Source organism: Chitinophaga terrae (ex Kim and Jung 2007) (assembly GCF_900107795.1).
Classification (GTDB): domain Bacteria; phylum Bacteroidota; class Bacteroidia; order Chitinophagales; family Chitinophagaceae; genus Chitinophaga; species Chitinophaga terrae.
The window spans coordinates 116211-142181 of record NZ_FNRL01000011.1 but is presented as its reverse complement, the minus strand read 5'-3'; the positions used below and the strand labels follow the sequence as shown (position 1 = coordinate 142181).

Here is a 25971-nt window from a genome sequence, read left to right as displayed (position 1 = left end):
TTAATTATCAATTCATCATCTGCTTATACCTTACTTCATGGTCCAGCTTCCGAAAAAGCGGTTCGAGACACTAGACAGTTTCAGAGGTATCTGTGCGTTGCTGGTTGTCTGCTTTCACGCCAGGATACAGCAATGTGTCACTGAAACAACTTTCTTTCGCAACGGGAACTATTTCGTTGAGTTCTTTTTTGTACTCAGCGGCTTTGTTATATTTCATACCTACGGCAAGAAAACCTTTACAGGCAACAGCTTTAAAAGCTATACGATCAGCCGTTTTTTCAGGATATTCCCGCTGCACCTGGTAACCCTGGCGGTGTTCATCACTATTGAGCTGGCGAAATTAATTGCTGAAAAGAACGGGCTCGCATTTAATAATCCTGCCTTTGTCGGTAATTCAGCACCTTCAGAAATATTGCCTAATGCGCTGCTGTTGCAATCATGGCTTCCGAATGCCAACACGCTTTCCTTCAATATCGTAGCGTGGAGCATCAGTGTTGAATTCTATATCTACCTCATTTTCGGGTTACTGTTATTCGGCAATAACAGCATTAAAACAACAGGTATAATCCTGCTGGCGGCAACAGGCTTATTATGCTTGTATTTTGAAGTTGATTTCGTGAAATCGGCTGTTGCCAGGGGGTTATTGTGTTTTTTTATGGGTTGCCTTATCTACATGATCTATGAAAAGATACATACCCTCAGTATGGGGAAAGGGGTAAGCAGCGTAATTGAATCCCTGTTGCTGATAGCTATTGTTGCCATCCTGGTACTGATGCCGGCTGGGAATATCAAGAATATACTGGCAACCTTCCTGTTTGCGCTTACAGTGCTGGTTTTTGCGCTGGAAGCGGGGTTAATCTCTTCCTTTTTTAAAACAGGTTTCCTCAGATACCTGGGGAAGCTATCCTATTCCATTTACATTGTTCATTATGTTATCTGGCAGATACTTTTGTCGGTAGCGATCATTGTTTCCAAACTGTTCAAAAAGGAACTGACCTTTGCAGACGGCAATGTGCGGGTAATCGCAACGGGTAATGTTATCACGGATTATTTTTTATTAGGGACCTTCCTCGTAGCAGTGATCCTGGTTTCTCATTTTACCTATAACCGGGTAGAGCTGAAATGGATGGCCTTCGGGAAAAAATATAATGCCACGGCCAAAGAAGCGTTGGTAAAAAATTAGATACCTTTGGGGCAAAAAGATATGAAGCAACTTATTATCGGCTGTAGCGCCCTATTCCTGTTTGCCTGTGCCGGGCAACCTAAATCCGCCAGCCAGGAAGCTGCACAACAACAAACCCCTGCTGCAGATCAAAAACCCGCTGAACAACTGGCTGCAGTGAATGGGAAATTACCTGATCCTGTTTGTGAAATGCCTTATGATACCAGCTACAAGGAATGGACGGTTTATAAATCTGATACTATCCACTTCTGTTCTCCGACCTGTAAAGGAGTTTTCGAGAAAAACCCGGAGAAATTCATGGCGAAGTTAGGCAAGTAACTTAGTTAGTTTTTACCAGATATTTTGTTGGGGGAATTGCCTGTTGTTGAAAGCATTCAGCATCTCAGGAGGGATGTCCTGGAACTCTTTTTTATCACAGGTAGCGGAGAGCTGGAACAGGTGCTGACTTTTATTTCTGAAAGGTTTATTGTCTTTACTGCATAGTTCCAGGGAAAAATTAAACCGTTCTTCCATCTCTTCTTCGAACTCGCGTAAACTGAGGGTTTCATCGATAGGGAATTCCACCAGCGTTTCTTCTTCAAACCCTGCATCTCTGAGGGTGTCGAAGTTATTAGCCAGCGAATGGCGCACGTATACCGCAACGTTACAAGACAATAACCGCTCAATTTGCATTTGCAACAAGGAGATTGTCATCAAAGGATGTAACTTCAATACTTTCATCTGCTTTCTTCATTTTTCATACGCGCAACGCGCCTATTTACTTATATTACTGGCAAACTTAGGAGCTTACCTTTAATTTAATATTAAGCGGTTGTTATGGTTTTGTGAAAATTATATTTAAATATAAATATATACATTTATATTTAAATATAACAAAATTTAGAGCTTAGGAAATGTGATGGTACGGGTAATATCCCAATCGGTGAGTCCTTCTTCTTCATCATCTGCCAGCACAACTTTGGATTTAGTCACAGGATACTGGTATAGGTTCCATTGCTTATTCGAATATTCCAGCGCGGTAAGGCTTTCTACCCAGTCGCCGGAATTCAGGTAAACAACTGATTTGTCGCCCGCTTTCATCTCCTTGATAAGGGGTTGGTGAATATGACCGCAGCACACCACATCAAATTCTTTGTCTACTGCTATTTCAGCTACCGTCTGTTCAAAATCGGAGATAAATTTTACGGCTGACTTCACGCCCTGTTTTACTTTTTTGGAGAAGGACATCTTTTCCCTTCCCATTTTTTCCAGGGCATGGTTAACAAACCTGTTCAGGATAATGAGCAGATCATATCCTTTTCCTCCCAGTTTAGCCAGCCATTTGGAGTTTTTCATGGTCACATCGTACACATCGCCGTGAAAGAACCAGTGTTTTTTACCGTCTACTTCCAGTACCAGCTTATTATCGATAGTGAAGTTGCTCAGCTCAAAACCAGCGTATTTACGGAGGGCTTCATCGTGGTTGCCGGTAAGATAGTAGACTTCCGTTCCATTACCTATCATCTTGAGTATCTTACGGATCACTTTGGTATGGGACTTAGGAAAATATCGTTTACTGAACTGCCAGATATCGATAATGTCACCGTTTAAGATCAAGATCTTGGGAGAGATACTGTCGAGGTACTGAACCAGTTCCTTAGCATGACACCCGTAAATTCCCAGATGTACATCTGAGATTACTGCTATATCTAATGGGCGCTTTTCTGACATTTGCGATTGTAGGTTCTAAATGGCTTGTGGCCGCTGCTATTAGGATTATTTTCAATACAAAGGAAAAATCGCTATATTACTTTTATATTAATCCAGTGTTAAGGAATTATTAATTCGAGTAATTTACTGGCTGGGATAGATTCTGAAAGCTATTTTTGCGGCAAATTTTTAAACTCAAACGTATGGGAGGCTTCAATTCTTTTGTAAAATTATTCATGCCGAAAGACCGGGTATTTTATTCATTGTTTGAGGATGTAGCTTCCAATCTGGTAGAAATGGCAACTGTGCTGAACGAACTGGTAGCAACGTCTGATCTGTCGGTGAGGAAAGATAAAGTACACCTGATCGAGAGACTGGAACATAAGAACGACGATTACACTCACCGCATATTTGTAGAGTTAGGCCAAAACTTCATTACGCCGTTTGACCGGGAAGACATCCACTACCTGGCTGCCACGCTGGATGATGTGGCGGATTACATCCATGGTTCCGCCAAAAGAATGGATCTCTATAAAGTTCACAGCGCCAATGAAAGCATCCGCAAACTGACTGAACTGATCCACCTGGGTGTGTTGGAACTCGCCAAAGCAATCCCTGAACTCCGCTACATGCAGAACATGCGCGTTATTACCGATGCCTGTGTAAAGATCAACAGCCTCGAAAACCATGCTGATGATATCTACGATATGGCAATCGCCGACCTGTTCGATACAGAGCAAAACGCTGCTGAGCTGATCAAGATGCGGGAGATCTACCAGGCGTTGGAAATCGCTACAGACAAGTGCGAAGACTGCGCCAACGTTATCGAAACCATCATTATCAAATACTCCTGATTAGGGGAGAAGATTAGGTTAAAATACAAATTCTCCTTGAGTCATGGTCTTATTAGTAATTATTATAATACTGGCATTCATATTCGATTATATTAACGGATTTCATGATGCCGCCAACTCGATTGCCACGATAGTATCCACCAAGGTGCTAACTCCGTTCCAGGCCGTACTTTGGGCTGCAGTCTTCAACTTTGCTGCATTCTTCATTGCGAAATACATAATAGGCGAATTTAAAGTAGCCAATTCCGTTGCCAGCTCAGTATTTGAGCAATTTATCACACTGAAGGTGATCCTTTGCGGCCTTATTGCCGCCATCACCTGGAACCTTTTCACCTGGTGGTTAGGTATTCCTTCCAGCTCCTCCCATACCCTCATTGGGGGTTTTATTGGGGCGGCTGTAACGGCTTCCGGTTCAATGGAAGTGATCAACTATCACAAAGTATTGCCAACCGTTTACTTTATCGTACTGGCGCCGCTGATAGGTATGTTTGTATCTTTTGTACTTACATTGATCATCGTGAACGTTTGCCGTAAAGCCAATCCATACCGGGCGGAAAGCTGGTTCAAACGTCTTCAGTTGGCGTCATCCGCTGCATTGAGCCTGGGTCATGGAAGTAACGATGCCCAAAAGGTAATGGGTATTATTGCAGCAGCTATGGTATCTGCAGGCCAGATAGATAATCTCAAGGCCATCCCCGACTGGGTTCCGTTGGCTTGTTTTACCTGTATTGCACTGGGTACAATGAGCGGCGGATGGAAAATCGTGAAAACAATGGGTACCCGTATCACCAAAGTAACCCCGCTCGAAGGCGTGGCTGCTGAAAGCGCCGGCGCTGTAACCCTGTTCATGACAGAACATATTGGTATCCCTGCCAGTACAACCCACGTAATCACGGGTGCGATCATGGGAGTTGGAGCTACCAAAAGGTTATCAGCTGTTCGTTGGGGGGTAACCGTATCCCTCCTCTGGGCATGGGTACTGACTATTCCTATCAGTGGTTTATTAGCTGCGTTTACTTATTTTATTATAAACCTGTTTATATAAACTATTCTTGATATAAAAATATCGGAAAAAGCTCTCCTGGTACCAACCCGGGGAGCTTTTTTTATAAAAATAGTGTGCATTTAAAAGCAAGCACCTATTTTTGTGCGGTTTTCTTATTACGCTAACTAAATAGTTAAGTTAGTTACCATTCAAAAATTGATCACCCGATGAAAGGAATCATTCTTGCCGGAGGCTCCGGTACCAGGTTGCACCCCATTACGTATGCGATCAGCAAACAGATAATGCCCGTTTATGATAAACCAATGATCTATTACCCATTATCTACCTTAATGCTGGCTGGCATAAAAGAGATCCTGATCATTTCAACTCCCCACGATCTGCCTTCTTTTCAGCGCCTGTTCGGTAATGGAGAACAATTGGGCCTGAAGCTATCGTATGCAGAACAACCTACGCCTAATGGACTTGCCCAGGCATTTGTCATAGGAGAACAATTCATTGGTGGCGACAGTGTAGCGCTGGTATTAGGCGACAATATCTTTTACGGCGCCGGCTTAGGTACCCAACTTGCCAATAACACCAACCCTGACGGCGGTATCGTATATGCGTATCAGGTTTCTGATCCTGAGCGATATGGAGTAGTTGAGTTTGCCGATAACATGTCAGTACTTTCTATCGAAGAAAAACCAGCCAAACCAAAATCAAATTATGCGGTACCAGGCTTGTATTTCTACGATAACAACGTGGTGGAGATAGCCAAAAACCTGGCTCCAAGCGCCAGGGGAGAATATGAAATTACAGATGTTAATAAAGAATATTTGAAGCGCGGAAAGTTAAAAGTTTCTATCTTACCGCGCGGAACTGCATGGCTGGATACAGGAACATTTGATTCCCTTATGCAGGCTTCACAATTTGTACAGGTAATCGAACAACGCCAGGGTATAAAGATCGCCTGCATCGAAGAAATAGCTTATAGAAAAGGCTTCATCAGTGCAGACCAGTTAAAAGACCTTGCAAAACCGTTGCTGAAAAGCGGTTACGGTGCATACCTCGAAACGGTGCTCTCTCAAAAAGGGTTCTGAGTATATAAAAATTTGTAAATCTCAAGTATCATGAAGGTTCTTGTTACGGGCGGTTGTGGCTACATTGGCGCCCATACTATTGTAGATCTTATTAATAATGGTTTTGACGTAGTTTCTGTAGACAGTAATATCAGAAGTACCACTCAACTGTTAGATGGCATCGAAAAAATTACAGGTAAAAAAGTTCGTAATTACAAAGTAGACCTCTGTAACCTGGAAGATACCAACGCCGTTTTCCATGAAAACAGGGACATCGTAGGAGTGATACATTTTGCAGCGCTGAAAGCCGTTGGAGAATCTGTACATGAACCTCTGCTGTATTTCCAGAATAACCTGACCTCTCTCATTAACGTACTGAAATGCGTTAAAGAATATAATGTTCCCAACCTGGTGTTCTCTTCTTCCTGCTCTGTATACGGCAATACTACCGCCCTGCCTGTAGTGGAAGAAACCCCGCTGGCAGAAGCGCAATCGCCTTACGCCCGCACCAAGCAAATGGGCGAAAAGATCATCGAAGACTATAGCAGGGTAAACGACACCCAGTCAATCCTGTTGCGATATTTCAACCCGGTTGGCGCACACCCGTCTGCACTGATCGGCGAACTTCCGTTAGGCAAGCCGGATAACCTGGTTCCTGTAATTACACAGACAGCCATCGGCAAGATCCCTAAACTCACTGTATTTGGCGACGATTACAATACCAAAGACGGTTCCTGCGTACGCGATTACATCCATGTAATGGATATCGCCAATGCACATACCAAAGCTTTGCAATACCTGATAGAACACCGCAACGAAAGCAATTGCGAGGTGTTTAACCTCGGAACCGGCAACGGTGTAACCGTTCTTGAAGCCATTAAGGCATTCGAAAAAATTTCAGGCGTAAAACTGAACTATACCATAGGTCCACGCAGGGAAGGCGACGTTATCGCCATCTATGCCAACAACACTAAAGCTAAAGAAAAGCTGCAGTGGGAACCTAAAATTGGCATTGAAGACAGTATGCGCACCGCCTGGCAGTGGGAAGTGAGCCTTCGGAATAAAGTGCTCAGCAACTAGGATCAGTTCTTTTTAATTTTTACTTTTACGCCTCAATCTTAATACGTCACGATGGTAAAAGATATTCAACCTCTTAATGAAAAAGAAACCCGTGGAGGGTTTGGAGAGGGCATACTGGAAGTGGGTCGCAAAAATCCCAACGTCGTAGCCCTGACAGCCGATTTGCTTGGTTCAATGAAGCTGAACGCCTTTATTAAAGAATTCCCTGACCGCTTTGTTCAGGTAGGTATTGCAGAAGCCAATATGATTGGCATCGCTGCCGGCATGACCCTGGGCGGCAAAATTCCATATACCACTACTTTCGCAAACTTCTCTACAGGACGCGTATATGACCAGATCCGCCAGTCTGTAGCCTATTCTAACAAGAACGTTAAGATCTGCGCGTCACACGCCGGGCTTACCCTGGGCGAAGATGGCGCTACTCACCAGATCCTGGAAGATATCGGGATGATGAAAATGTTGCCTGGCATGACCGTGATCGTACCTTGCGACTTTAATCAGACCAAAGCCGCTACTATCGCGATCGCCGACTACGAAGGCCCGGTTTACCTCCGCTTCGGCCGTCCGAAATGGCCAAACTTCACCCCTGAAGACCAGAAATTCGAGATCGGTAAAGCACAGATCCTCCATGAAGGTACTGATGTTACCCTCTTCGCCTGCGGCCACCTGGTGTGGATCGCTATCGAAGCCGGCAAGATCCTCGAAGAAAAAGGATACAGCGTTGAAATCATCAACATACACACTATTAAACCTTTAGACGAAGCCGCTATCATCACTTCCCTGAAGAAAACAGGTTGCGCTGTTACAGCCGAAGAACATAACATCATCGGCGGATTAGGCGACAGCGTTGCACATGTTGCTTCCCGCAATATTCCCGTACCTATCGAATTCGTAGGTACCAACGATACTTTCGGGGAAAGCGGCAAACCGGTTGACCTGTTGAAGAAATACGGCCTGGATGCTGACCACATCGTTGCTGCTGCTGAAAAAGCAATGCAAAGAAAAAAACAACAGCAATAATTCCCGGCTTCCTATAACATTCAAAGCTGCCTTTGTTACTGAAGGCAGCTTTTTTATTTCTGTCAAAACCCTCTCCCAATTAAACTTTTAGCCTGCAAACCCGTCTCACTACGCAGGTTTTTATTAAATTCATGGAATTAACACCTGTATAGAACCATTTAACCTATGGCCGTTTCACAGGACGATAAAACATTACTGGCAATCTACCGCCATTCCGAAACCAAAGAGAAGGGCTTCACGCTTATTATCCGTAAGTACCAGGAACGGCTATACTGGCATATCAGGAGAATGGTGGTCGACCACGACGACGCCAACGATGTTTTACAGAATGTATTCATTAAAGTGTGGAAAAACCTGGAAAACTTCAGGGAAGATGCACAGCTGTATACCTGGCTATACAAAATTGCAACCAACGAAAGCCTCACTTTCCTGGAACAGCAAAAACGTAAAACATCTGTTTCCCTTTCGGAGGTCGAATCAGGATTAAGTAATAAACTTAAAGCCGATCCGCAATTCGATCCCAATAAGCTGGAATGGAAGCTCCAGAGGGCCATTTTAAGCCTGCCGGACAAGCAAAGACTGGTCTTTAACCTGCGGTATTACGATGAAATGCCTTACGAGGAAATGAGCCGTATACTGGATACTTCCGAAGGCGCATTGAAGGCATCTTATCATCATGCTGTTAAAAAGATCGAAGAATACATTAAGAATGGATAACACAAAAATTATAAATATCTTTTTTAATTAATTTTTAAAGAAATTTCCCAAAAGATTAAAATCGCATTAAACTATCAGGAGTGAGGGATGTCTAAAAACGTGGATATGAATAAGGAGATAACCATAGCAGAAGAATTAAAGCAAATCGCGCCGGAAGCACAATGGCCTTCCCAGGTTCCGTTTGCTGTACCGGCCGGGTACTTCGACTCCCTGGCTGATGCTATCCTGTTTCAGATCCGGATCGGGGACTTAAAAGCCCCTGCTTACACTGTTCCGGAAGGATATTTCGAGCAGCTTCCCAACCTCATACTGCAAAAAGTGAAGGAAGAAGAGACTGATCCGGCCCTTGAACTGGCCGAACTTTCTCCTTTCCTCGCCGGCATCCCTAAAAATCAAACATTTACCGTTCCTGCAGGATATTTCGATTCGCTGCCAACAACTACCCCTGTACGCCCCTTATTTAAACGTACCTGGGTTAAACTGGCTGTTGCGGCGTCGCTAACCCTGCTTGCCGGTAGTCCCTTTCTTATTAAAACCCTGAATAACACACATCCTCCTATTGAAAGGCAACTGGAAAAATTTGATGAGCAGGACCTTTTATCCTACCTGCAGAATCATATAGACCCGCTTGAGAACGAATCCTTTATGGCTACGTCTACCGTGCCGCATGAAGAGGCTTCTTTTGTTCAGGAACAATTAGACAACGAAATTGCTCCGGAAGCATTGGAGCAATACCTGCAACAAACCGGATTATCTAAAGATGTGTTACCCGATAATAAATGATGAAGCGTATTAAATTAATATGGTTTACCGTACTCATGTTGTTTGCTGGTCCTTCTGTTGTAACAGCACAACAAACCGCGTCTGATGAGGCCGCTGAAAAGATCAAGGCCATACAGATACAATACCTGACGAAAAAACTTGAACTTACCCCGGAAGAAGCCCAGAAATTTCTTCCTGTCTATAATAATTACACCAAAGAAGTAGAACAGCTGATTGCCGAACACCGCGACAAGAAAGACCAGGATCACCTCACCCCTGATGAAGCGGGCAAAAAGAATATGGATAAGGAATTGAACTACCAGAAACGAATGCTCGACATCCGTTCCAGGTATTCCACTGAATTCCAGAAAGTATTGCCTGGCAGAAAAGCCGGGATGGTATTTAAAAGTGAGAGAGAATTCAGGAATATTATGGTCATTCACCTGAATAACCAACGCATGAACAGGATGGGCCAGGGCGGCGGTCCTAACAAGCGAAGACCTTAATTATGCGGAATAGTGCGCCCGTACTTCTGTAACTAATCCCTGGTCATTCAACACCATCATCTCAGCACTCATTTTGTTATTTACACTTTTATAATACAGTACCACTGAGCGGACGCCAGACAGTACCTGGTGCAGTTCAAAATGCAGATCAGGGTATGCTGCCAGACCCTTGGCAAAATAAGCCCTCAATGCTTCTTTTCCTTCCAGCCGACCTGCGGGATCGTTGTTCAGTTGCTGAACGATAGCGAATAGAAGACAATAGACTCGTCGTAATGCTCCATAATTGCATCCAGGTCATGGGAATTCCAGGCTTCCAGCCATGCAGATGCGAAACTCTCCGTGTGCGCCATAGCGATAAAGATTAAGAATAGTATTTAGAATTTGGCAAAAGGTTCTTTCGTATCATGATAGAACAGGAAAGTCCAGCCTTCGGCCTTTCCTCGCTCCATGAACTCCTGGCGCAGCTCCATACTGCGTTTTCCATCATAATCGTATTTGGCGGCAAAACGGCTTTTCATCTGCGAGATCTGCGGGGCTACATCTCCGCCAAAAAACACTTTATCCTCCCCATCGTCTATCAAAAACACCTGGTGATAAGGGCAATGGCCTCCTGTCACTTCATAAGAGATATAATCATCTATCTTCCCGTTACCGGTAGTGAATACAATGTTATCCCTTTGCTGAAGCAGGGCTATATCTTCAGCGAAATATGATTTGCCTGAATGCTCCAATGCATATTGCATTTCTTCGTTATTCACGTAATAGGTCGCCTGTGGAAAATTTAAAGTACGCTCGCCGGTTACGGGGTCAGTGGCCGAAATTCCGCCTGCATGATCCTTGTGCAGGTGACTCATGAGCACCTTCGTGATCTCCATAGGATTGATCCCATGATCTATCAGGTGCTGATGTATCTGTAACACGCCATCAGGGTTCCTGAAACCGAGGCCGGTATCCAGCAAAATATAATCCCTGTCTGTGATTACGAGGAATGGTTGTATCTCAACCAGTAACGAACCATGAGGGCGATCCTGCATAGCATCCTTGCCCAGGATAAATGGTACAAACTTCTTGGTCCCGTCTACGGTAAAAGACCCTTCTGATAGTGGTATAATACGTGCCATGTCACAAAGATACGACAATCCGGCCTAGCGCAACACCATCTGGCGGTCGGCATCCAGGCGCAATAATATAAATATGAGCATGGTAAAGGTCATCAGCGATGATCCTCCATAACTCACCAAAGGCAGCGGAATACCGATTACAGGGGCCAAACCTATGGTCATGGAAATATTGATAGCAAGGTGGAAGAATATAATACTCGCTACCCCGTACGCATATACTCTGGTGAATGTCGATCGCTGTCGTTCCGCTACAAAAATGATCCGGAACAGTAATGCCACATAAATTGCCAGGAAGATGATGCTGCCGGCAAATCCAAAATCTTCCCCTATAGTACAAAAAATGAAGTCGGTACTTTGTTCAGGCACAAAATCGTACCTGGTTTGGGTTCCTTTCAGGTATCCCTTGCCCCAGACGCCGCCCGAACCAATAGCGATCATACTCTGCCTGGTATTATAGGTAGCTTTCGGATCATTCTCTTTACCCAGCATTACTTCGATACGCCGTACCTGGTAGTCTTTCAGCACCTTCGTAAATGCAAAAGGCACTACAAACATCACGAAGAAACTGCAAAAGGCATAAACGCCCAGGATAATCGCCAGCCTCGATCGCTTTCGCTTTATTTCCCGCCGGCTGAAGTAGATGACCAGCGCCGTGATAACGGTAAATATGGCAAACAGGACGATCTTGTCTACGAGCAGTGCCGAGAGTACCAGCACTATTCCTGAGAATGCGATCACCAGCAATATGCCGGGCAGCCCTTCCCTGTACATAACAAGGAAGAAGGAGAAATATACCAGCGCCAGACCCGTTTCGTCCTGCAGGATAATAATAGCAGAAGGGATCAGGGCTATGGCGGCGGCGATCAATCGCGATCGTAGTTTGGTGAAGTCCGTTTCCTGCGACGACAGGTATTTCGCCAAAGCCAGGTTGGTACAAAGCTTCGTCAACTCGGCCGGCTGGAACTGGAACCCGCCTATCACAAGCCAGGAATGCGACCCTTTCACATCTTTTCCTATTCCCAACACCAGTAATAACAGCAATAGGCCTCCTGCATAGGCCAGGTTGGCTGTAGCTGTAAAGAATTTGCTGTCGGTAAGCCAGATAATGGCCGCAAGCACCAACGAAACGCCAAACCATATGACCTGCCGGGAGTAGTTCTTCGTCGGGTGAATAATATCCCCCAGGATATTCCCTTCGCCGCGGTATTCCGCAGCAAAGATCGAAAGGATACCGATGGTCACCAAAGCCAAATAGAGGCCTACTATAGGCCAGTCTATTCCCTGTGTCAGTTTGGTTTGAGCGCGGTTCATGTTAGGTTCTTCTGTTTATGCTTGTTTGATTAAGGTGTTGGTTTTTTGATAACTGCATGCTCATTCAGTGAATCAAGTTTGGATTTCGCCAACATAGCCGGATCGATGGTCACTGTTTCCATTACTGATTTCAGCAATGGCTGACGTTTGGTTGAAATACTGTCTTTCAGGTATTTCTCCATCATCAAACTGGCGATCGGTGCGGCGTACTTGGCGCCAAATCCTGAGTTTTCAACAATTACCGCGATAGCGATACGTGCTTTTTCTGCGGGTGCAAAGGCTACGAACACGGCGTGGTTCTTCAGTTTCGTTCTGACTCCGTTCACTATACCGTAGTTTTCAGCTGTACCCGTTTTACCGCCGATGGTGATCCCTTCGATCTGCGCAATACGCCCCGTTCCGCTTTCCACCACATCGGTCATCCCGTGGATTACCGCGCTATAGGCAGTATCCGAGATATGCGCCACTTCGTGCTTCACTTTATATTTATCCAGTAAATGGGTATTATCGTTATCGATGCTGGATACAAAATGCGGGATATAATAAGATCCCCTGTTAGCTACTATACACATTGCATTAGCCATTTGCAACGGGGTCAGGAGCAGCTCTCCCTGCCCGATACCGAGGAATACGGAAGTACAGGAGTTCCAGCTGCCTTTATACCTCGCATCATAGTATTTCTTATCAGGCACCAGGCCTCTTCCCTCGCTCGGGATATCGATACCGATCCGGTGACCAAAACCGAAGCTGTTCATATAGTCGGCCCATTTCTGTAAACCACCTACCCGGATGCCCCCGAATTTCGCCGCGTCTACGCTCAGGCGGAAAACGTGCGAGAAGTAGGAGTTGCAGGAGTGCGACAACGCCAGTCGCAGGTTCGCAGCGTGACCGGCATCATGGTGTTCGCATTTAATAGGCCTGCTGCACCCGTAATAAGCGCCCCCGCACGGATACCCGAAGCTGGGCGTGATCACTCCTTCATCCAGGCCCACCAGCGCGATCATTGGCTTAAATGTAGAACCCGGGGGATACATTGCCTGGATAGCGCGGTTGAACAAAGGTTTGGTTGTATCGAGATAGAGTTTATTAAAATTGGCGCTCCTGTAAGGGCCTGTCAACAGGTTCGGATCGAAGCTCGGACCGCTTACCATGGCGAGTATGCCTCCTGTTTGCGGGTCTATTGCTACGATGCTTCCTGATTTTCCTTTCATCAGTTTTTCACCCAGCATCTGCAGTTCTATGTCCAGTGATAAACGAAGGTTCTTACCGGCAACGGCGGCGCTGTCAAATTCGCCGTTTTCGTACGGTCCCTGGGGCCTGTTCAGGTTATCTTTGATCAGGTAAGATATTCCCCTTTGGCCCATGAGCACAGATTCGTATGTTTTTTCCAGTCCTGTAAATCCTATATAATCGCCGGAGTTGTAAGACCCGTAGTTGGCGGTATCTTTTAACATGGCAGGCGATATTTCGGCGATATAACCGAGGATATTGGCGGCTGCAGGATAAGGATAGGAGCGGATCTGCCTTGGCACCAGTTCAAATCCCGGCTGGAACAGGTACATACTTTCCTGCAATTGGCCGAAGATCTCGGGGGCCAGCAAGGGAGCGAACACAGATTGCCTTACCCGTCCATTTTTCACAATGGCGGTTACGATCCGCTTTTTGAACTCCTCCTTGTCTATCCGGAGGATGTTGCACAGGTAAGCGGTATCGATGTTCTTTACGCTTGCGGGTGTGACAACCAGGTCGTACAGTACGTCGTTGCTCAGGATACTGCGGTTCTTCCTGTCGAATATGATACCACGGCTCGGGTATACAACTTTACGCAATACAGCATTGGCATCCGCCAGTTTCGCGTACTTCTTTTCGACTATCTGCAGGTAGAATAGCCTGGTAACGATCAGTGTTACCATTCCCAGAATGATCAACTGTATTACCCGTCGCCTGGACTGATTAAATACTGACATGCTAATTAAAGTTACAAACCTACATTAAAAACGATAAAGCATGAACTGACAGCAATCGCTATTAGCATTGAATTTATCATTTTTTAACAGTCTTGACCCCGGATGTATGTTTACTTCTTGGAGAAGAAGAGCAATTCATACAGCACGATGAGGAAAAGGCTGGCTAATGTAGAAAATACAATCTTCATGATAAGGTATAATGGGTTTCCTAAACCAAAGACTTCCAGCAGAAAGTAAACAGTATGGTGCAGGAATACCAGGATAGCGGCATAGATAAGGAATTGGGACACCCCCATGCTGGTCATGGAAGGGGTTTTCTGAGTGGTTTCGAATCCACCCTGCGGAGATAATATATTTATAACAAACGGGCGCAGATAGGCAATGAATACGCAGGCAGCGGCATGCATGCCGTCGGTGTTCATAAACATATCCAGGGCTAATCCCATCAGCAGGCCTAAGAACATTAAAGCCGGGCGGGGGAGGTTAAAAGGAAGCGCCAGAATGAACAGCATATAAAGATATGGGCTCACAAGCTGGTGCAACAGTATCTCGTTGAGCACAAACACCTGTATGAGTAACAGGAGTATAAACCGGATTATATTTTTTAACAGTATACTCATTTAATCAACTTATAAGTTGAATCTTCCAATCGTTGTTGTTCGTCTTTCAGCAGGTTTTCTATGACATACACATATTGCAGGTTATAGAAATTGGTAGCTAATCTGATGCGGATGGTATAAGCCGTACTGGCTTTATCTCCGATGGTGATATTTTCTACGTAGCCGATAGGAATGTTTTCAGGAAAGAGGGCGGAATAACCGCTGGTTACAACGGTATCGCCTTTGTGTATCCGGGCGCTTTTAGGCACGTCTTTCAAGGTTGCAAAACCGGCGTCATCTCCGTCCCAGTGTACGGACCCCATTTCTTTACCCTGACCAACGCGGGCGCTGATGGATACGGAATTGGATTTGGAGAGTAAAGAAAGAATAACTGAATAGTTTTCGCTTACGCTTCTGACTACGCCTACCACCCCGCTGCTGCTGATAACACCCATGTTAGGGCGTATGCCCTGGGCGCTGCCGCGGTGAATGGTAATATAGTTGATGGGCTTATTAATGGAGTTGTTGATCACTTTAGCCGCAAAGTACTGGTATCGGCGGATCTGGGTGCCGATGACACGGCGGAGGGTATCGTCGCTGTATTGGCGGATGGTATCTATTTTAACCCCATTGGTGGTAACCATGCTGTCGAAGCTGCTGCGCAGGGCGTTATGCAGCCTTACATTCTCATTGACGAGGCTATCATTGGTAGACTTGAGGTGGAAGTAATACTGAACGTTGCTGTATTTGTCGTACAGCTTACCGCTGATATCATTGGCCGAGCTGAGGTAGGCGGCACGTTGAAAATTGTTACGCTGGAATACCAGCACTAAACAAATCACTTCCAGCAGCAGAAATAGAAAGAAGTTAAAGTATCGCCTAAAGAAAATGATTAGATTCCGCACAAGCGAGCCGTGATTTATAGATTTAGAGATTTACGGGCCTGCCGGCAAAAAATAGGGTAAGCTATTGGTAGCAGCAGGTCCGTAGATCTCAAATGAGTTTATTGCATCAGGAATGGATATTTGCCAACATGTTTCAGGGCTATACCAGTACCTCTAACTACGGCGCGCAGCGGGTCATCTGCTACATGAACCGGTAGTTTGATCTTTTGGGCAAGACGTTTATCCAGACCTCTCAGCAAGGCGCCTCCACCTGTCAGATATAAACCCCGGCGGTAGATATCGGATGCAAGTTCCGGAGGTGTTGTTTCCAGTGCCTTAAGGATTGCTTCTTCGATCTTAAAGATAGATTTATCCAATGCTTCAGCGATCTCCTGGTAAGAAACCATGATCTGTTTAGGAATACCTGTTACAAGGTCACGACCGTTCACCGGGATATCATCTGGCGGGTTATCCAGTTCTTTGAGGGCTGATCCGATGTGGATCTTGATCTGTTCTGCGGTTCTTTCACCAATGAGCAAGCTATGATAGCGACGGAGGGCTTCCATGATATCGGCAGTGAATTCGTCGCCGGCGATACGGATACTCTGGTCACAAACAATACCTGCCAGTGCGATCACAGAGATACCAGTGGTACCGCCACCTATATCAATGATCATGTTACCAACCGGTTCTTCAACATCGATCCCGATACCCAGGGCAGCAGCCATTGGTTCATGGATCAGGTATACCTCTTTGGCGCCTGCCTGTTCCGCAGAGTCGCGAACTGCTCTTTTTTCCACCTCAGTGATACTGGAAGGAATGCAGATCACCATTCTCCAACTCGGAGCAAACAAAGGCTTTTTAGGATAAATCATTTTTATGAGTTCCCTGATCATACCCTCTGCGGCATTAAAATCCGCGATCACGCCGTCTTTCAGGGGACGTATAGTACGAAGATATTCGTGTGTTTTTTCGTGCATCATCATGGCCTTCTTTCCCACAGCCACAATTTTGCCGCTAGCCCGTTCTATCGCTACAATGGAAGGCTCGTCCACTACTACCTGGTCATTGTGAATTATCAGCGTATTAGCTGTACCAAGATCAATCGCGATTTCCTGCGTTAAAAAATTAAAAAATCCCATTGTTGATACGGTCAAAAATTAGAATGCAAAAATGAATAATTCCAACGAATATACGATGCAAAAAATGGATATTCTTGCAATATTACAGTAAATATTAAAAAAAGTTATTTGTTGTCCAAAACGGCATAGTAACTCTCTCTTCCTGCTCCCGGTCTGATTAACGGAGTTGCCCCGTTATTTATAATTCCTGCTTTCCGAAAAAATCCTTTTTACCTCCCCGTTTTCCAGTAGCTACAGCCCCCTCCCTGTAAGTTGGAATATTGATACCTGCGCAGGATAATTGCGCAGGCATCAGATGATCTGTTTAAATGAATTCATAACCAATATCCCTACGATACACCTTACCATCAAACTGGATCTTTTCAGCCGTCTGAACGGAGTGGGAAAGGGCCTGCGATAAACTGCCGGCCAGGGAAGTGATCGCCAATACGCGTCCCCCGTTTGTCAGCACATTTCCGCCTTCCGCCTTAGTACCTGCATGAAACACAACCTGGTCGGCAGTTGGCGCAGGAATACCAGTAATTACTTTATTCTTTTCGTAAGCTTCGGGGTACCCTTTGGATACCAGCATCACTGTTGATGCCGCCCGCTCGTCGACATAGATAGTTTGCTCTTTCAGTTTGCCTGAGATGGTTGCCTGGAATAATTCAAGCAGGTCGTTCTTCAAACGAGGCATCACTACTTCTGTTTCCGGGTCGCCCATCCTGCAGTTATACTCAATTACAAGCGGCTCCCCATCTACATTAATCAGGCCAAAAAACACGAAACCGTTATATACAATGCCTTCTTTCGACAATCCATCTATCGTAGGCTTTATCACCTTGTCTTCTACCTTCTTCATAAATACAGCATCGGCAAACGGAACAGGAGATACTGCTCCCATACCGCCGGTGTTCAGACCTTTATCGCCCTCCCCGATACGTTTATAATCTTTTGCCTCCGGCAAGATCTGGTAGCTATGCCCGTCTGTCAGCACAAATACCGATAACTCAATACCTGTCAGGAACTGTTCTATTACTACCTTCTTGCTGGCATCTCCGAATTTGGAAGCTTTGATCATCTGCTCAAACTCGGTCAGCGCTTCTTCCTGCGAAAATGCGATCACCACGCCTTTACCGGCTGCCAGGCCATCCGCTTTCAATACGATTGGTAAGGAATGCTGTTGAATATAGGCAACCCCTTCTTCGTAATTCTGTTCATTGAACTCGCGGTACGCCGCTGTCGGGATCCGGTGACGCTCCATGAACAGCTTGGCGTATGCCTTGCTTCCTTCCAGCTGCGCGCCTTCCCTGGAAGGCCCCATTACCGGGATGTGTTGCAGCGAAACATCTTCCTTAAAAAAGTCATATATCCCATTTACCAACGCTTCTTCCGAACCCGGAACAACCAGGTCTATAGCATTTTCCAGGCAAAAAGTCTTAATCTGTTGAAAATCACTTACCCCCATATTTATATTCTGGCCGCATTGCGCAGTACCAGCATTTCCGGGAGCTATGAATAATTGTTTGCACAATGGGCTTTGCGACATCTTTAAGGCCAATGCATGTTCTCGGCCACCACTTCCTAGTAATAGTATGTTCATATGAATTACCTAAATAATGCAGGTTGGAAAGAAAGTGCAAAGAAAGTTCAAAAAACCTCAAAAAATGAGCATTTATCCCATTTTTTTACAGAGATAACCGATTTTAATTAACTTGCCGCATTTAGAGGTTCTCTAAATCTAAACAAACTACTGCTAAAAACTAACCAATTTATGACGCAAACTGCTGATGTAGAGTCTATCCCTGTACAGGAAAAAGGGCATCCTAAAGGACTCGCAGTTCTATTTGCCACGGAAATGTGGGAAAGATTTAACTTTTATGGAATGCGCGCGTTATTAACGCTCTTCCTGGTAAATGCACTGAACTATTCTGAAGCTGATTCCTCATACGTTTATGGAGGCTTTTTAGGACTCTGCTACCTTACTCCTATGCTGGGCGGGTATATTTCCGACCGTTACCTCGGTAACAGGAGCTGTATCATTTTAGGCGGCGCTGTAATGGGTATAGGCCAACTGCTGATGGTGCTAAGCGCCTCTCTTTATGCCACCAATATCCAGCTGGCGAATACAGTGGTACTGATCGCCCTCCTGGTCATCATCTTTGGAAACGGGTTCTTCAAACCCAACATCTCTTCCATGGTAGGCAGCCTTTATCCGAAAGGCGACAGCCGCCTGGATTCTGCCTTTACCGTTTTCTACATGGGCATTAACGTAGGCGCCTTCCTGGGTATGTCTATCTGTCCTTTCCTGGGCGACAGGACTATCGACGGCGTCAGGGTTGTAAGCGCCTTCAAATGGGGCTTCCTCGCTGCAGCCATTGCCATGTTCCTGGGCACCATCGCTTTCGCTATCCTGAAAGATAAATGGGTAGTAACGCCGGATGGCCAGCCTATCGGCGCAAAGCCGGACTTCAGCAAAAAAGAAGTGAACCCTTCAGGCGAAGCCGATAAAGCTAAATTCACCCCCGGCGCTATACTGGGCGTAGCTGTTTTAGCGGTTGCCCTGTTCCTGGGAATTCACTATCTATCACTGGATCCCAACCCGATCAAATCCTGGCTGTATCCTTTTATATATGCCGTTGGTATCAGCCTGGCGGTACTGATCCTCACTGATAAATCCATCAAAAAAGAAGAAAGGCAACGTATCATCGTTTTATACTTCGTCGCATTCTTCGTGATCTTCTTCTGGGCATGTTTCGAGCAGGCTGGTAGCTCTCTTACCTTCATCGCCGATTACCAGACAGATCGCCACTTCCTCGGTTTCGACCTGCCTCCGAGCTTTATCCAGAACGCCAACTCTATCTTCATCATCATATTTGCCATCCCGATGAGTATCGTTTGGATGCAATTGCAAAAACGCAAACTGGAGCCTATATCTCCTGTTAAACAATCAATTGGCCTGGCTTTGCTGGCACTGGGCTTCTTTATCATTGCCCTGCAGATGAAAAGCCTTGGCCCTAACGAAAAATTAGGAGTTAGCTGGCTGATCCTGATGTACCTGTTCCATACTATCGGAGAATTATGCCTGTCGCCGATCGGCCTGTCGCTGGTTTCCAAGCTGGCGCCAAAACGCTTCGCCTCCTTGCTGATGGGCGTTTGGTTCCTGGCTAACGCCGCAGGCTACGCGCTTGCCGGCACCCTGGGCGCTTTGCTGCCTCCAACAATGGACAAATACCAGATTGCCGAGAAAAATGGGCTTGACCTCAAAGCCATTATGGACGGCACCGTTCAGGCTACAGCCCAACAACTGGAAAAACTCCACGAGTTGAAGCTGCCAACCACATACCCGACTTTTGCAGGTTTTACTATCCACAACCTCTATGAATTCTTCATGGTGTTTGTGATCCTGCCAGGAGCAGCCGCAGTATTGCTGTTCCTCTCTTCAGGCTTCCTGAAGAAATGGATGCACGGCGTTAAATAAACCGCTCTTTCAATATAAAGGGAACTGATCAGAGATCCTGAGACACAGCATGAACGGAAAGATCATAGCTCTTCGTCTTACAACTCCGGTCAGTTCCCTTTTTTAATTCCCGTTTACATCAATTCCATAATATGGCTGATAACAATTTCAAACCTTTTGTTGCGCCCGAAGTCCGGATGAAGGAATTCACCCTCAAATCCATCCTGCTGGGCTGCATTTTCGGTATCATCTTCGGCGCTGCCACCACCTATTTAGCGCTCAAAGCCGGTCTTACCGTTTCGGCTTCCATCCCCATCGCGGTAATAGCCATTACCCTGGGACGTAAATTCTTCAAAACCACCATCCTCGAAAACAACATTATTCAAACCACCGGCTCCGCCGGCGAATCTATTGCCGCAGGAGTAGTGTTTACCCTGCCCGGCTTCCTCTTCCTCAGCGACGGGATAGGAAAAGAATACTTTAATTACCTCACTATCCTTACCCTGGCCATTTTTGGGGGAATACTGGGTACCCTGATGATGATCCCGCTGCGTAAGTCGCTTATCGTAAAAGAACATGGCGTATTGCCTTATCCGGAAGGAACCGCCTGCGGAGATGTACTGATCGCGGGCGAGAAAGGAGGCGATTTTGCCAAAACAGCGTTCTATGGACTAGGCTTTGCCTTCGCTTACGCTATCCTGCAGAAAGTACTGCGTATCATCGCCGAAACTCCCGAGTACATGACCAGGCAAGCCAATAAATTCTTTCCTTCAGCCAAGTTCAGTGCAGATATCACTCCCGAATATATGGGCGTAGGCTATATTATAGGCCCGCGCATTGCAGGAGTGCTGGTAGCAGGCGGCGTACTTTCCTGGCTGGCGCTTATTCCTTTGCTTTCCTCGCTGATACCTGCCGAAACAATTGCTACCCAGTTGGTGAAACTGGGATACCTGGCCGATTTGAATACAGCAGGCGGACAAGGGAACTGGAATCCGTCGCTGCGGACCTTCGACGATTTTTCTGCCGCCATCTATTATGCCTACGTAAGGCAGATAGGGGCAGGTGCAGTAGCTGCAGGCGGTTTCATTACCCTGCTGAAGACCATTCCTACCATCATCGCTTCTTTTAAAGGTAGCCTGAGCTCTATTAAAACAGCCGGGGAACAATCAGGAAGTAATGCAGGCGTACCAAGAACAGAAAGGGATCTTAGCCTGAAAGTAGTGGCGCTGGGAAGCCTTGCCCTGATCCTGTTAATGGCATTCCTCCCTCAACTGCCTGGCGAATCTGTTATGCAGAAATTACTGGTAGGCTTGTTGGTAGTGATCTTCGGCGCGTTCTTCGTAACTGTTTCCAGCAGGATAGTGGGGCTGATAGGCTCTTCAAACAATCCAATTTCCGGTATGACCATCGCAACGCTGATGGGCACCTGCCTGGTATTCATTGCCGTTGGCTGGACAGGCAGGGTATACGAACCAATGGCATTAGTAGTGGGCGGAATGATCTGTATAGCTGCCGCCAATGCAGGCGGCACATCACAGGACCTGAAATCGGGATATATCGTAGGAGCTACTCCCAGATACCAGCAGATCGCGCTCTTTATCGGCGCCATCGTATCGTCGGTCGTGATAGGGCTCACGGTCAAATTCCTGGACAACCCAACAGCCGAAATGGTAGCGCACGGGGTAAAAGACCATGCTATAGGAAGTATTTACTTCCCTGCCCCCCAGGGAACCCTGATGGCAACATTGGATATAGGCATCCTGTCGGGGAAACTGGATTGGCAGTTTGTGATCGCCGGCGCTTTCCTGGCAATAACCATGGAGCTTTGCGGAATTAACTCGCTTTCTTTTGCTGTGGGAGCTTACCTGCCATTATCTACTACCTTGCCTATATTCGTTGGAGGTGCGATCCGCGGGTTAGTGGATTATAAGCAGAAGAAAACCAATAAACAGCTGAAACCGGAGGAAGAAGAACTGGGTAAAGGCAACCTGTTTGCAACCGGACTGGTTGCCGGCGGCGCTGTAGCAGGGGTAGTTATTGCCGTTCTGGCGGGATTTGACAGCACCGCAACGGTATTGAATAAACTGCACATGGAAGATGGATTGATCACTTTCCTGGGAACCGGTGGTTATTATATAATAGGATGTGCATTTTTTGCGTTTATGGGCTGGTGTCTGTATCGCATTGCCCGTAAAGCTTAGTAGATAAGTTTACAAAAAACTAACGCCTGGCAATATGGAAGATGCCAGGCGTTTTATTGTAACATAACTATACCAGCATCCGTTTTTACATTTTAATGATTAATTTTAAACCCAATTTCTTAAGCCCGTTTATAATTGCACCTATGCGCAAATCAGTGTTCGCTATACTAAGTGTGTTTGTTTTTCTGACTGTTTCCTGCTCGAAAACCAAAGAAGATAGCCGTCTTCGCCGCTTTGTATCTATGAAATTAGACAATCGTATAGTCCTCTCCGAAAATCCGACCGGCGTTATTTATATGCCTAATCCTGCGGATCCAAACCCGGGAAATGATTACCCGCGCATGGAGATCACTGCTAAAAGCTATAATGGAGACGTTATTACTTTTACCCTGGCAAAAGCTGAACTTCCGTTCACTCCCGGAGTATACGTCGCTACAGAGAAAGGCAATGGCATGACGGTGGCTACAAACACTACCTCTCCAACTACTTATAGCTCTGTAGGCAGCACTACATTTTATATCACCATTACGCAGATCGACAATGTTGCTGTTGAAGGAAGTTTTTCCGGTATGCTGAAAGATGTAATGGGAGCGGGCAGCGATGCAGCGGTCAGGGACGGCGCTTTCAGGGCGCTTATCAGTAAAGTGCAGCAATAACTGTTGTTAAAATATATTCAGAAGCCCGTCCAGGTAACACCCGGACGGGCTTCTGTCTTAAACAAACGACAACAGTGGATATTGCTGTTTGAGTATCTCCTTGTCATTGGCGTTCAACCAGTTGGATAACAGGGTCGCATACACGCTTTTGAAATCTACTTTATATCGCAGATCCCCATCCTGCAACTCGGAAAGGTTAGGTCCGTCATTCAATATCCCGGCCTGTTTCAATCCTCCGCCTATTATAAACATATTATTGGCGGTACCATGATCTGTTCCACCGCTGGCATTCTGGCTCACCCGCCTTCCGAATTCTGAGAATGTGACCACTACCACGTCTTCAAACCGATGATGCTGTTTCAGGTCATTGGAGAAGGCCGTAACGGCGTCGCTTAACTGGTTAAACAATCTTCCCTGCTGGTCCTGCTGGTTCACATGGGTATCGAAACTGCCGTGAGACACATAAAATACTTTGGTATTGATATCGGAAAGAATAAGGCTGGCGATGGTTTTCATATCCCTGCCCAATTCAGTGTTCGGGTAGGCGGCGGTGGTCTGGAATGCCTTGAACTGCTGCTGTATGTAAGAAGCAGAAGACACTGTTTCCCTCATGGTCTTATAAAGGTAGTCGGCATTGCTGTGTTCATGCTCATCAGCAGACCGTTGCTGCAGTATATCCCTGAAATATTTCTCGTTGCTTGTACCGTATAACCTGGCAGGGTCAGTAAGCGCCAAAGCTTTATTATTGCTGCCTTTCATAGCAAGACTTAAGGTATCATCTATTTCCAGGGCCTGCGTAGGTTTATCGCAACCTTTGCACTGAGCGTCCAGGTACCGGCCAATCCACCCGTCTGTCCATATTTCGGTAGCGGGAGATGCCGAATGCCAGATATCCATAGACCGGAAGTGAGAACGGTCAGGATTCGGATAGCCAACGTTATTCAGTATACCCAGCGCGCCATCGTCGTATAATGCTTTAAAGCCTTTCAGGTTCTGGTGTATAGCCAGTTCGTCGTTCAGGGTAAGTACTGCGTTCTGCTTCAAAGCCAATGTGGGCCTCTCCCTGTAATAGATGTCGTTCCTGTAAGGAACGATGGTATTCAATCCATCATTGCCCCCGGAGAGTTGTATGATCACTAAAACTTTATTGCCGGCGGGTACCAACGGGCGCATCTCCATTGCTTTTAAGAACTTCGGCAACATAAGCGATGCGGAGGCCAGGGAACCTACCTGCAAAAAACGTCTTCTGTTCAGGATCAACATAGCATATCGTTTATTGATGAAAGATCAGCACAACTGGTATTCCGGTGTGCTCATTACATCGATGGTCACTGTTTTAATATAATTCTCCCTGCTGCTGGCGTCTGCATACTTTTCCAGCAACGCCGTGTCTATATTCCTGTTCTGCAACAAAGAATTGGCAATAGCTTTGGAGAGGTCCGACCTTGATATATCTTCGTATCCTTTCAGGTAGGATTCCCAACTGATCTTCGCATTTACTTTTTTCGCATACTGGCGCTTAAGAAATTCGTTGATCTCCAGGGTCATTTTATAATTATTGCCTTCTCCCATTTCCGGAGTAATTTCTTTAGGACGGATGTTCAGGTTATCTGAATAGAAGATCACCTGCGGCACGCGCAACCTGAACATAAGGCTGCTGCTGTCGATCCAGCTTCTTCCTCCCGGCCAGCCGGCAACATTTGGCGGATAAAAGAGCAATTGTCCAAGCACCCGCTGAAACACGAGCATCACTTCTTCCTTTTCAAAATTCATCGGCACAGTTCTCCTGATCCCTACCAGCAATTCAACAGGCGATTTGATCTTATTGCCTACCAGTGATCCGTCATAAAACCAGTCTGCCATGAATATCTCCTTCATAAGCGAACGTATGTCGTAGCCCGATTGGTAGAATTTCTTCGAAAGCTGCGCTACTTTCTCTTCATCTGCATCATCTGCAACAAAGAACCTGTATAGTTTCCGGGTAATGAAAGTGGCGGTCTGCGGTTGTTCCAGCAGGATTTTCAGCACATCGTCGCCATTCCAGTTTCCGCGTTTGCCAAGGAATATCTTTTCTCCATCGTCATGTTGTTTCTCCCTGAACACAAAGGCGCCATCACCATCAAAGCCCCATCCTGTAAACGCCCTGGCGGCTTCTTTCACATCCTGTTCTGTATAATTTCCCCTTCCGAGAGTGAATAACTCCATTACTTCCCGGGCGAAGTTTTCATTCGGATGTTGTTTCCTGTTCTGTTGGTTATTCAGGAACTGCAGCATGGCCGGGCTTTTGGAAACAGCGGTAAGCAGGTCTCCGAACTTTCCGAGAGCATTTTCCCGGATCACGCCCAGCAGTTGCTGGTTGAAAAGCACATTTTGCGTACGGCAGGCAAAATGACCATGCCAGAAAAGGCTGATCTTTTCCCTCAGCGGGTGTTCGCTTCGGATCATGGCATTGACCCATGCAACATTCAGGTCTTTAATTCCATCGTTATTCATTTGCTGCAACTTCTTCCGTTCATCGGCAGTCATATCTTTCTTTGGACGGAAGCCCGGCAAATCGTCGGCCGAGACTACTGAAACATCTTCAACAGCTTTACGGGTTTTCCCTATCAATACTTTGTTCACGATTTCTTTTCGCCGTTTATGTTCCCACGCAGAGATAGTGGGAAGGGTTTCTCCGAAGCCAGCGCGCCAGGCAAGATGTTGCAGCTGTAATTGATGATCCACTACAGCCATAAAGAAACAGTTTAGATAGTAAGACTAAAAATCAAGCCATAAG

26 protein-coding genes are annotated in these 25971 nt (G+C 46.0%); 13 read left to right on the top strand and 13 right to left on the bottom strand.

All coding sequences use genetic code 11. From position 1 onward, the window contains the following. Positions 1 to 37: 37 nt before the first annotated feature. Together BLV62_RS13830 and BLV62_RS28590 are read left to right on the top strand one after the other, a co-directional pair. Positions 38 to 1183 (top strand): acyltransferase family protein, encoded by a 1146-nt coding sequence (locus BLV62_RS13830; protein ID WP_089762550.1) that lies wholly within the window; start codon positions 38 to 40, stop codon positions 1181 to 1183. Between the two features lie 21 nt (positions 1184 to 1204). After that, a complete protein-coding gene (locus BLV62_RS28590) occupies positions 1205 to 1501 on the top strand; it encodes a YHS domain-containing protein (RefSeq protein ID WP_211117753.1) in 297 nt (98 codons plus the stop codon). Positions 1502 to 1513: 12 nt separating this feature from the next. Here BLV62_RS28590 and BLV62_RS13820 read toward each other — a convergent pair whose 3' ends face one another. Continuing rightward, entirely contained in the window at positions 1514 to 1903 is a 390-nt protein-coding gene (locus BLV62_RS13820) for a hypothetical protein (protein ID WP_089762549.1), read from the bottom strand. A 159-nt stretch (positions 1904 to 2062) separates the two neighbouring features. Beyond that, positions 2063 to 2893: a UDP-2,3-diacylglucosamine diphosphatase gene (locus tag BLV62_RS13815; protein ID WP_089762548.1), complete on the bottom strand. Its 831-nt coding sequence runs from the start codon at positions 2891 to 2893 to the stop codon at positions 2063 to 2065. A gap of 182 nt (positions 2894 to 3075) precedes the next feature. Here BLV62_RS13815 and BLV62_RS13810 point away from each other — a divergent pair, with 182 nt between their 5' ends. The 8 genes from BLV62_RS13810 to BLV62_RS13775 all read left to right on the top strand — a co-directional run bounded on the left by BLV62_RS13810 (position 3076) and on the right by BLV62_RS13775 (position 9875). Then, complete coding sequence (locus tag BLV62_RS13810; protein ID WP_089762547.1) at positions 3076 to 3726, top strand: DUF47 domain-containing protein; 651 nt, start codon at positions 3076 to 3078, stop codon at positions 3724 to 3726. 43 nt (positions 3727 to 3769) lie between these two features. Then, the gene (locus BLV62_RS13805; RefSeq protein ID WP_089762546.1) at positions 3770 to 4771 is read left to right on the top strand and encodes an inorganic phosphate transporter; all 1002 of its coding nucleotides are present in this window, start codon (positions 3770 to 3772) and stop codon (positions 4769 to 4771) included. A 167-nt stretch (positions 4772 to 4938) separates the two neighbouring features. Continuing rightward, positions 4939 to 5811 carry a glucose-1-phosphate thymidylyltransferase RfbA gene (gene rfbA / locus BLV62_RS13800; protein ID WP_089762545.1) on the top strand — a complete coding sequence of 291 codons (873 nt, stop codon included), beginning with the start codon at positions 4939 to 4941 and terminating at the stop codon, positions 5809 to 5811. Between the two features lie 30 nt (positions 5812 to 5841). Beyond that, entirely contained in the window at positions 5842 to 6870 is a 1029-nt protein-coding gene (gene galE, locus BLV62_RS13795; RefSeq protein WP_089762544.1) for a UDP-glucose 4-epimerase GalE, read from the top strand. Positions 6871 to 6921: 51 nt separating this feature from the next. Then, positions 6922 to 7890 carry a transketolase family protein gene (locus BLV62_RS13790; RefSeq protein WP_089762543.1) on the top strand — a complete coding sequence of 323 codons (969 nt, stop codon included), beginning with the start codon at positions 6922 to 6924 and terminating at the stop codon, positions 7888 to 7890. 165 nt (positions 7891 to 8055) lie between these two features. Next, positions 8056 to 8607, top strand: a complete 552-nt coding sequence (locus BLV62_RS13785; RefSeq protein ID WP_089762542.1) for an RNA polymerase sigma factor — start codon at positions 8056 to 8058, stop codon at positions 8605 to 8607. A 105-nt stretch (positions 8608 to 8712) separates the two neighbouring features. Next, entirely contained in the window at positions 8713 to 9390 is a 678-nt protein-coding gene (locus tag BLV62_RS13780; RefSeq protein ID WP_139170158.1) for a hypothetical protein, read from the top strand. Then, positions 9387 to 9875 (top strand): hypothetical protein, encoded by a 489-nt coding sequence (locus tag BLV62_RS13775; protein WP_089762540.1) that lies wholly within the window; start codon positions 9387 to 9389, stop codon positions 9873 to 9875. The genes BLV62_RS13780 and BLV62_RS13775 overlap by 4 nt, the downstream gene beginning before the upstream one ends. Here BLV62_RS13775 and BLV62_RS28980 read toward each other — a convergent pair whose 3' ends face one another. The 9 genes from BLV62_RS28980 to purD form a co-directional block, all read right to left on the bottom strand. Then, positions 9876 to 10106, bottom strand: a complete 231-nt coding sequence (locus BLV62_RS28980; RefSeq protein WP_225889584.1) for a nuclear transport factor 2 family protein — start codon at positions 10104 to 10106, stop codon at positions 9876 to 9878. Beyond that, a complete protein-coding gene (locus BLV62_RS28580; RefSeq protein WP_211117749.1) occupies positions 10103 to 10225 on the bottom strand; it encodes a nuclear transport factor 2 family protein in 123 nt (40 codons plus the stop codon). Before BLV62_RS28580 ends, BLV62_RS28980 begins: the two co-directional genes overlap by 4 nt. A 24-nt stretch (positions 10226 to 10249) precedes the next feature. Next, a complete protein-coding gene (locus BLV62_RS13765; protein WP_225889581.1) occupies positions 10250 to 10996 on the bottom strand; it encodes an MBL fold metallo-hydrolase in 747 nt (248 codons plus the stop codon). Between the two features lie 24 nt (positions 10997 to 11020). Continuing rightward, a complete protein-coding gene (gene rodA / locus BLV62_RS13760) occupies positions 11021 to 12307 on the bottom strand; it encodes a rod shape-determining protein RodA (protein WP_089762539.1) in 1287 nt (428 codons plus the stop codon). A gap of 29 nt (positions 12308 to 12336) precedes the next feature. Continuing rightward, positions 12337 to 14274, bottom strand: coding sequence for a penicillin-binding protein 2 (mrdA, locus tag BLV62_RS13755; protein ID WP_089762538.1), 1938 nt, complete (start codon positions 14272 to 14274; stop codon positions 12337 to 12339). 110 nt (positions 14275 to 14384) lie between these two features. Beyond that, positions 14385 to 14894: a hypothetical protein gene (locus tag BLV62_RS13750; protein WP_089762537.1), complete on the bottom strand. Its 510-nt coding sequence runs from the start codon at positions 14892 to 14894 to the stop codon at positions 14385 to 14387. Then, complete coding sequence (mreC, locus tag BLV62_RS13745) at positions 14891 to 15778, bottom strand: rod shape-determining protein MreC (protein ID WP_168927845.1); 888 nt, start codon at positions 15776 to 15778, stop codon at positions 14891 to 14893. The genes BLV62_RS13750 and mreC overlap by 4 nt, the downstream gene beginning before the upstream one ends. Before the next feature lie 98 nt (positions 15779 to 15876). Then, a complete protein-coding gene (locus BLV62_RS13740; RefSeq protein WP_073078293.1) occupies positions 15877 to 16899 on the bottom strand; it encodes a rod shape-determining protein in 1023 nt (340 codons plus the stop codon). A 304-nt stretch (positions 16900 to 17203) separates the two neighbouring features. After that, positions 17204 to 18481 (bottom strand): phosphoribosylamine--glycine ligase, encoded by a 1278-nt coding sequence (purD, locus tag BLV62_RS13735; protein WP_089762535.1) that lies wholly within the window; start codon positions 18479 to 18481, stop codon positions 17204 to 17206. A gap of 171 nt (positions 18482 to 18652) precedes the next feature. Here purD and BLV62_RS13730 point away from each other — a divergent pair, with 171 nt between their 5' ends. From BLV62_RS13730 to BLV62_RS13720, 3 genes are all read left to right on the top strand, one after another. After that, positions 18653 to 20359, top strand: a complete 1707-nt coding sequence (locus BLV62_RS13730) for a peptide MFS transporter (RefSeq protein WP_089762534.1) — start codon at positions 18653 to 18655, stop codon at positions 20357 to 20359. Between the two features lie 131 nt (positions 20360 to 20490). Beyond that, on the top strand, positions 20491 to 22539 hold the full coding sequence (locus BLV62_RS13725) for an OPT family oligopeptide transporter (protein ID WP_089762533.1): 2049 nt from the start codon (positions 20491 to 20493) through the stop codon (positions 22537 to 22539). A 143-nt stretch (positions 22540 to 22682) separates the two neighbouring features. Continuing rightward, positions 22683 to 23195, top strand: a complete 513-nt coding sequence (locus tag BLV62_RS13720) for a hypothetical protein (RefSeq protein ID WP_139170156.1) — start codon at positions 22683 to 22685, stop codon at positions 23193 to 23195. A 57-nt stretch (positions 23196 to 23252) separates the two neighbouring features. On the opposite strand, the gene BLV62_RS13715 is transcribed toward BLV62_RS13720, so the two are convergent. Both BLV62_RS13715 and BLV62_RS13710 read right to left on the bottom strand, forming a co-directional pair. Then, positions 23253 to 24458, bottom strand: coding sequence for a DUF1501 domain-containing protein (locus BLV62_RS13715; RefSeq protein WP_089762531.1), 1206 nt, complete (start codon positions 24456 to 24458; stop codon positions 23253 to 23255). Between the two features lie 24 nt (positions 24459 to 24482). Further along, positions 24483 to 25928 (bottom strand): DUF1800 domain-containing protein, encoded by a 1446-nt coding sequence (locus BLV62_RS13710; RefSeq protein WP_168927844.1) that lies wholly within the window; start codon positions 25926 to 25928, stop codon positions 24483 to 24485. Positions 25929 to 25971: the final 43 nt, after the last annotated feature.

Coding starts and splice junctions, on each gene's coding strand:
- BLV62_RS28590 (WP_211117753.1), top strand. CDS start 1,205: ATGAAGCAACTTATTATCGGCTGTAGCGCCCTATTCCTGTTTGCCTGT.
- BLV62_RS13715 (WP_089762531.1), bottom strand. CDS start 24,458: ATGTTGATCCTGAACAGAAGACGTTTTTTGCAGGTAGGTTCCCTGGCC.
- BLV62_RS13775 (WP_089762540.1), top strand. CDS start 9,387: ATGATGAAGCGTATTAAATTAATATGGTTTACCGTACTCATGTTGTTT.
- BLV62_RS13815 (WP_089762548.1), bottom strand. CDS start 2,893: ATGTCAGAAAAGCGCCCATTAGATATAGCAGTAATCTCAGATGTACAT.
- BLV62_RS13750 (WP_089762537.1), bottom strand. CDS start 14,894: ATGAGTATACTGTTAAAAAATATAATCCGGTTTATACTCCTGTTACTC.
- BLV62_RS13725 (WP_089762533.1), top strand. CDS start 20,491: ATGGCTGATAACAATTTCAAACCTTTTGTTGCGCCCGAAGTCCGGATG.
- rfbA (WP_089762545.1), top strand. CDS start 4,939: ATGAAAGGAATCATTCTTGCCGGAGGCTCCGGTACCAGGTTGCACCCC.
- BLV62_RS13720 (WP_139170156.1), top strand. CDS start 22,683: ATGCGCAAATCAGTGTTCGCTATACTAAGTGTGTTTGTTTTTCTGACT.
- BLV62_RS13710 (WP_168927844.1), bottom strand. CDS start 25,928: ATGGCTGTAGTGGATCATCAATTACAGCTGCAACATCTTGCCTGGCGC.
- BLV62_RS13780 (WP_139170158.1), top strand. CDS start 8,713: ATGAATAAGGAGATAACCATAGCAGAAGAATTAAAGCAAATCGCGCCG.
- BLV62_RS13785 (WP_089762542.1), top strand. CDS start 8,056: ATGGCCGTTTCACAGGACGATAAAACATTACTGGCAATCTACCGCCAT.
- BLV62_RS13830 (WP_089762550.1), top strand. CDS start 38: ATGGTCCAGCTTCCGAAAAAGCGGTTCGAGACACTAGACAGTTTCAGA.
- BLV62_RS28580 (WP_211117749.1), bottom strand. CDS start 10,225: ATGGCGCACACGGAGAGTTTCGCATCTGCATGGCTGGAAGCCTGGAAT.
- purD (WP_089762535.1), bottom strand. CDS start 18,481: ATGAACATACTATTACTAGGAAGTGGTGGCCGAGAACATGCATTGGCC.
- BLV62_RS13805 (WP_089762546.1), top strand. CDS start 3,770: ATGGTCTTATTAGTAATTATTATAATACTGGCATTCATATTCGATTAT.
- galE (WP_089762544.1), top strand. CDS start 5,842: ATGAAGGTTCTTGTTACGGGCGGTTGTGGCTACATTGGCGCCCATACT.
- BLV62_RS13820 (WP_089762549.1), bottom strand. CDS start 1,903: ATGAAAGTATTGAAGTTACATCCTTTGATGACAATCTCCTTGTTGCAA.
- BLV62_RS13740 (WP_073078293.1), bottom strand. CDS start 16,899: ATGGGATTTTTTAATTTTTTAACGCAGGAAATCGCGATTGATCTTGGT.
- BLV62_RS13790 (WP_089762543.1), top strand. CDS start 6,922: ATGGTAAAAGATATTCAACCTCTTAATGAAAAAGAAACCCGTGGAGGG.
- mrdA (WP_089762538.1), bottom strand. CDS start 14,274: ATGTCAGTATTTAATCAGTCCAGGCGACGGGTAATACAGTTGATCATT.
- BLV62_RS13765 (WP_225889581.1), bottom strand. CDS start 10,996: ATGGCACGTATTATACCACTATCAGAAGGGTCTTTTACCGTAGACGGG.
- BLV62_RS13810 (WP_089762547.1), top strand. CDS start 3,076: ATGGGAGGCTTCAATTCTTTTGTAAAATTATTCATGCCGAAAGACCGG.
- rodA (WP_089762539.1), bottom strand. CDS start 12,307: ATGAACCGCGCTCAAACCAAACTGACACAGGGAATAGACTGGCCTATA.
- BLV62_RS13730 (WP_089762534.1), top strand. CDS start 18,653: ATGACGCAAACTGCTGATGTAGAGTCTATCCCTGTACAGGAAAAAGGG.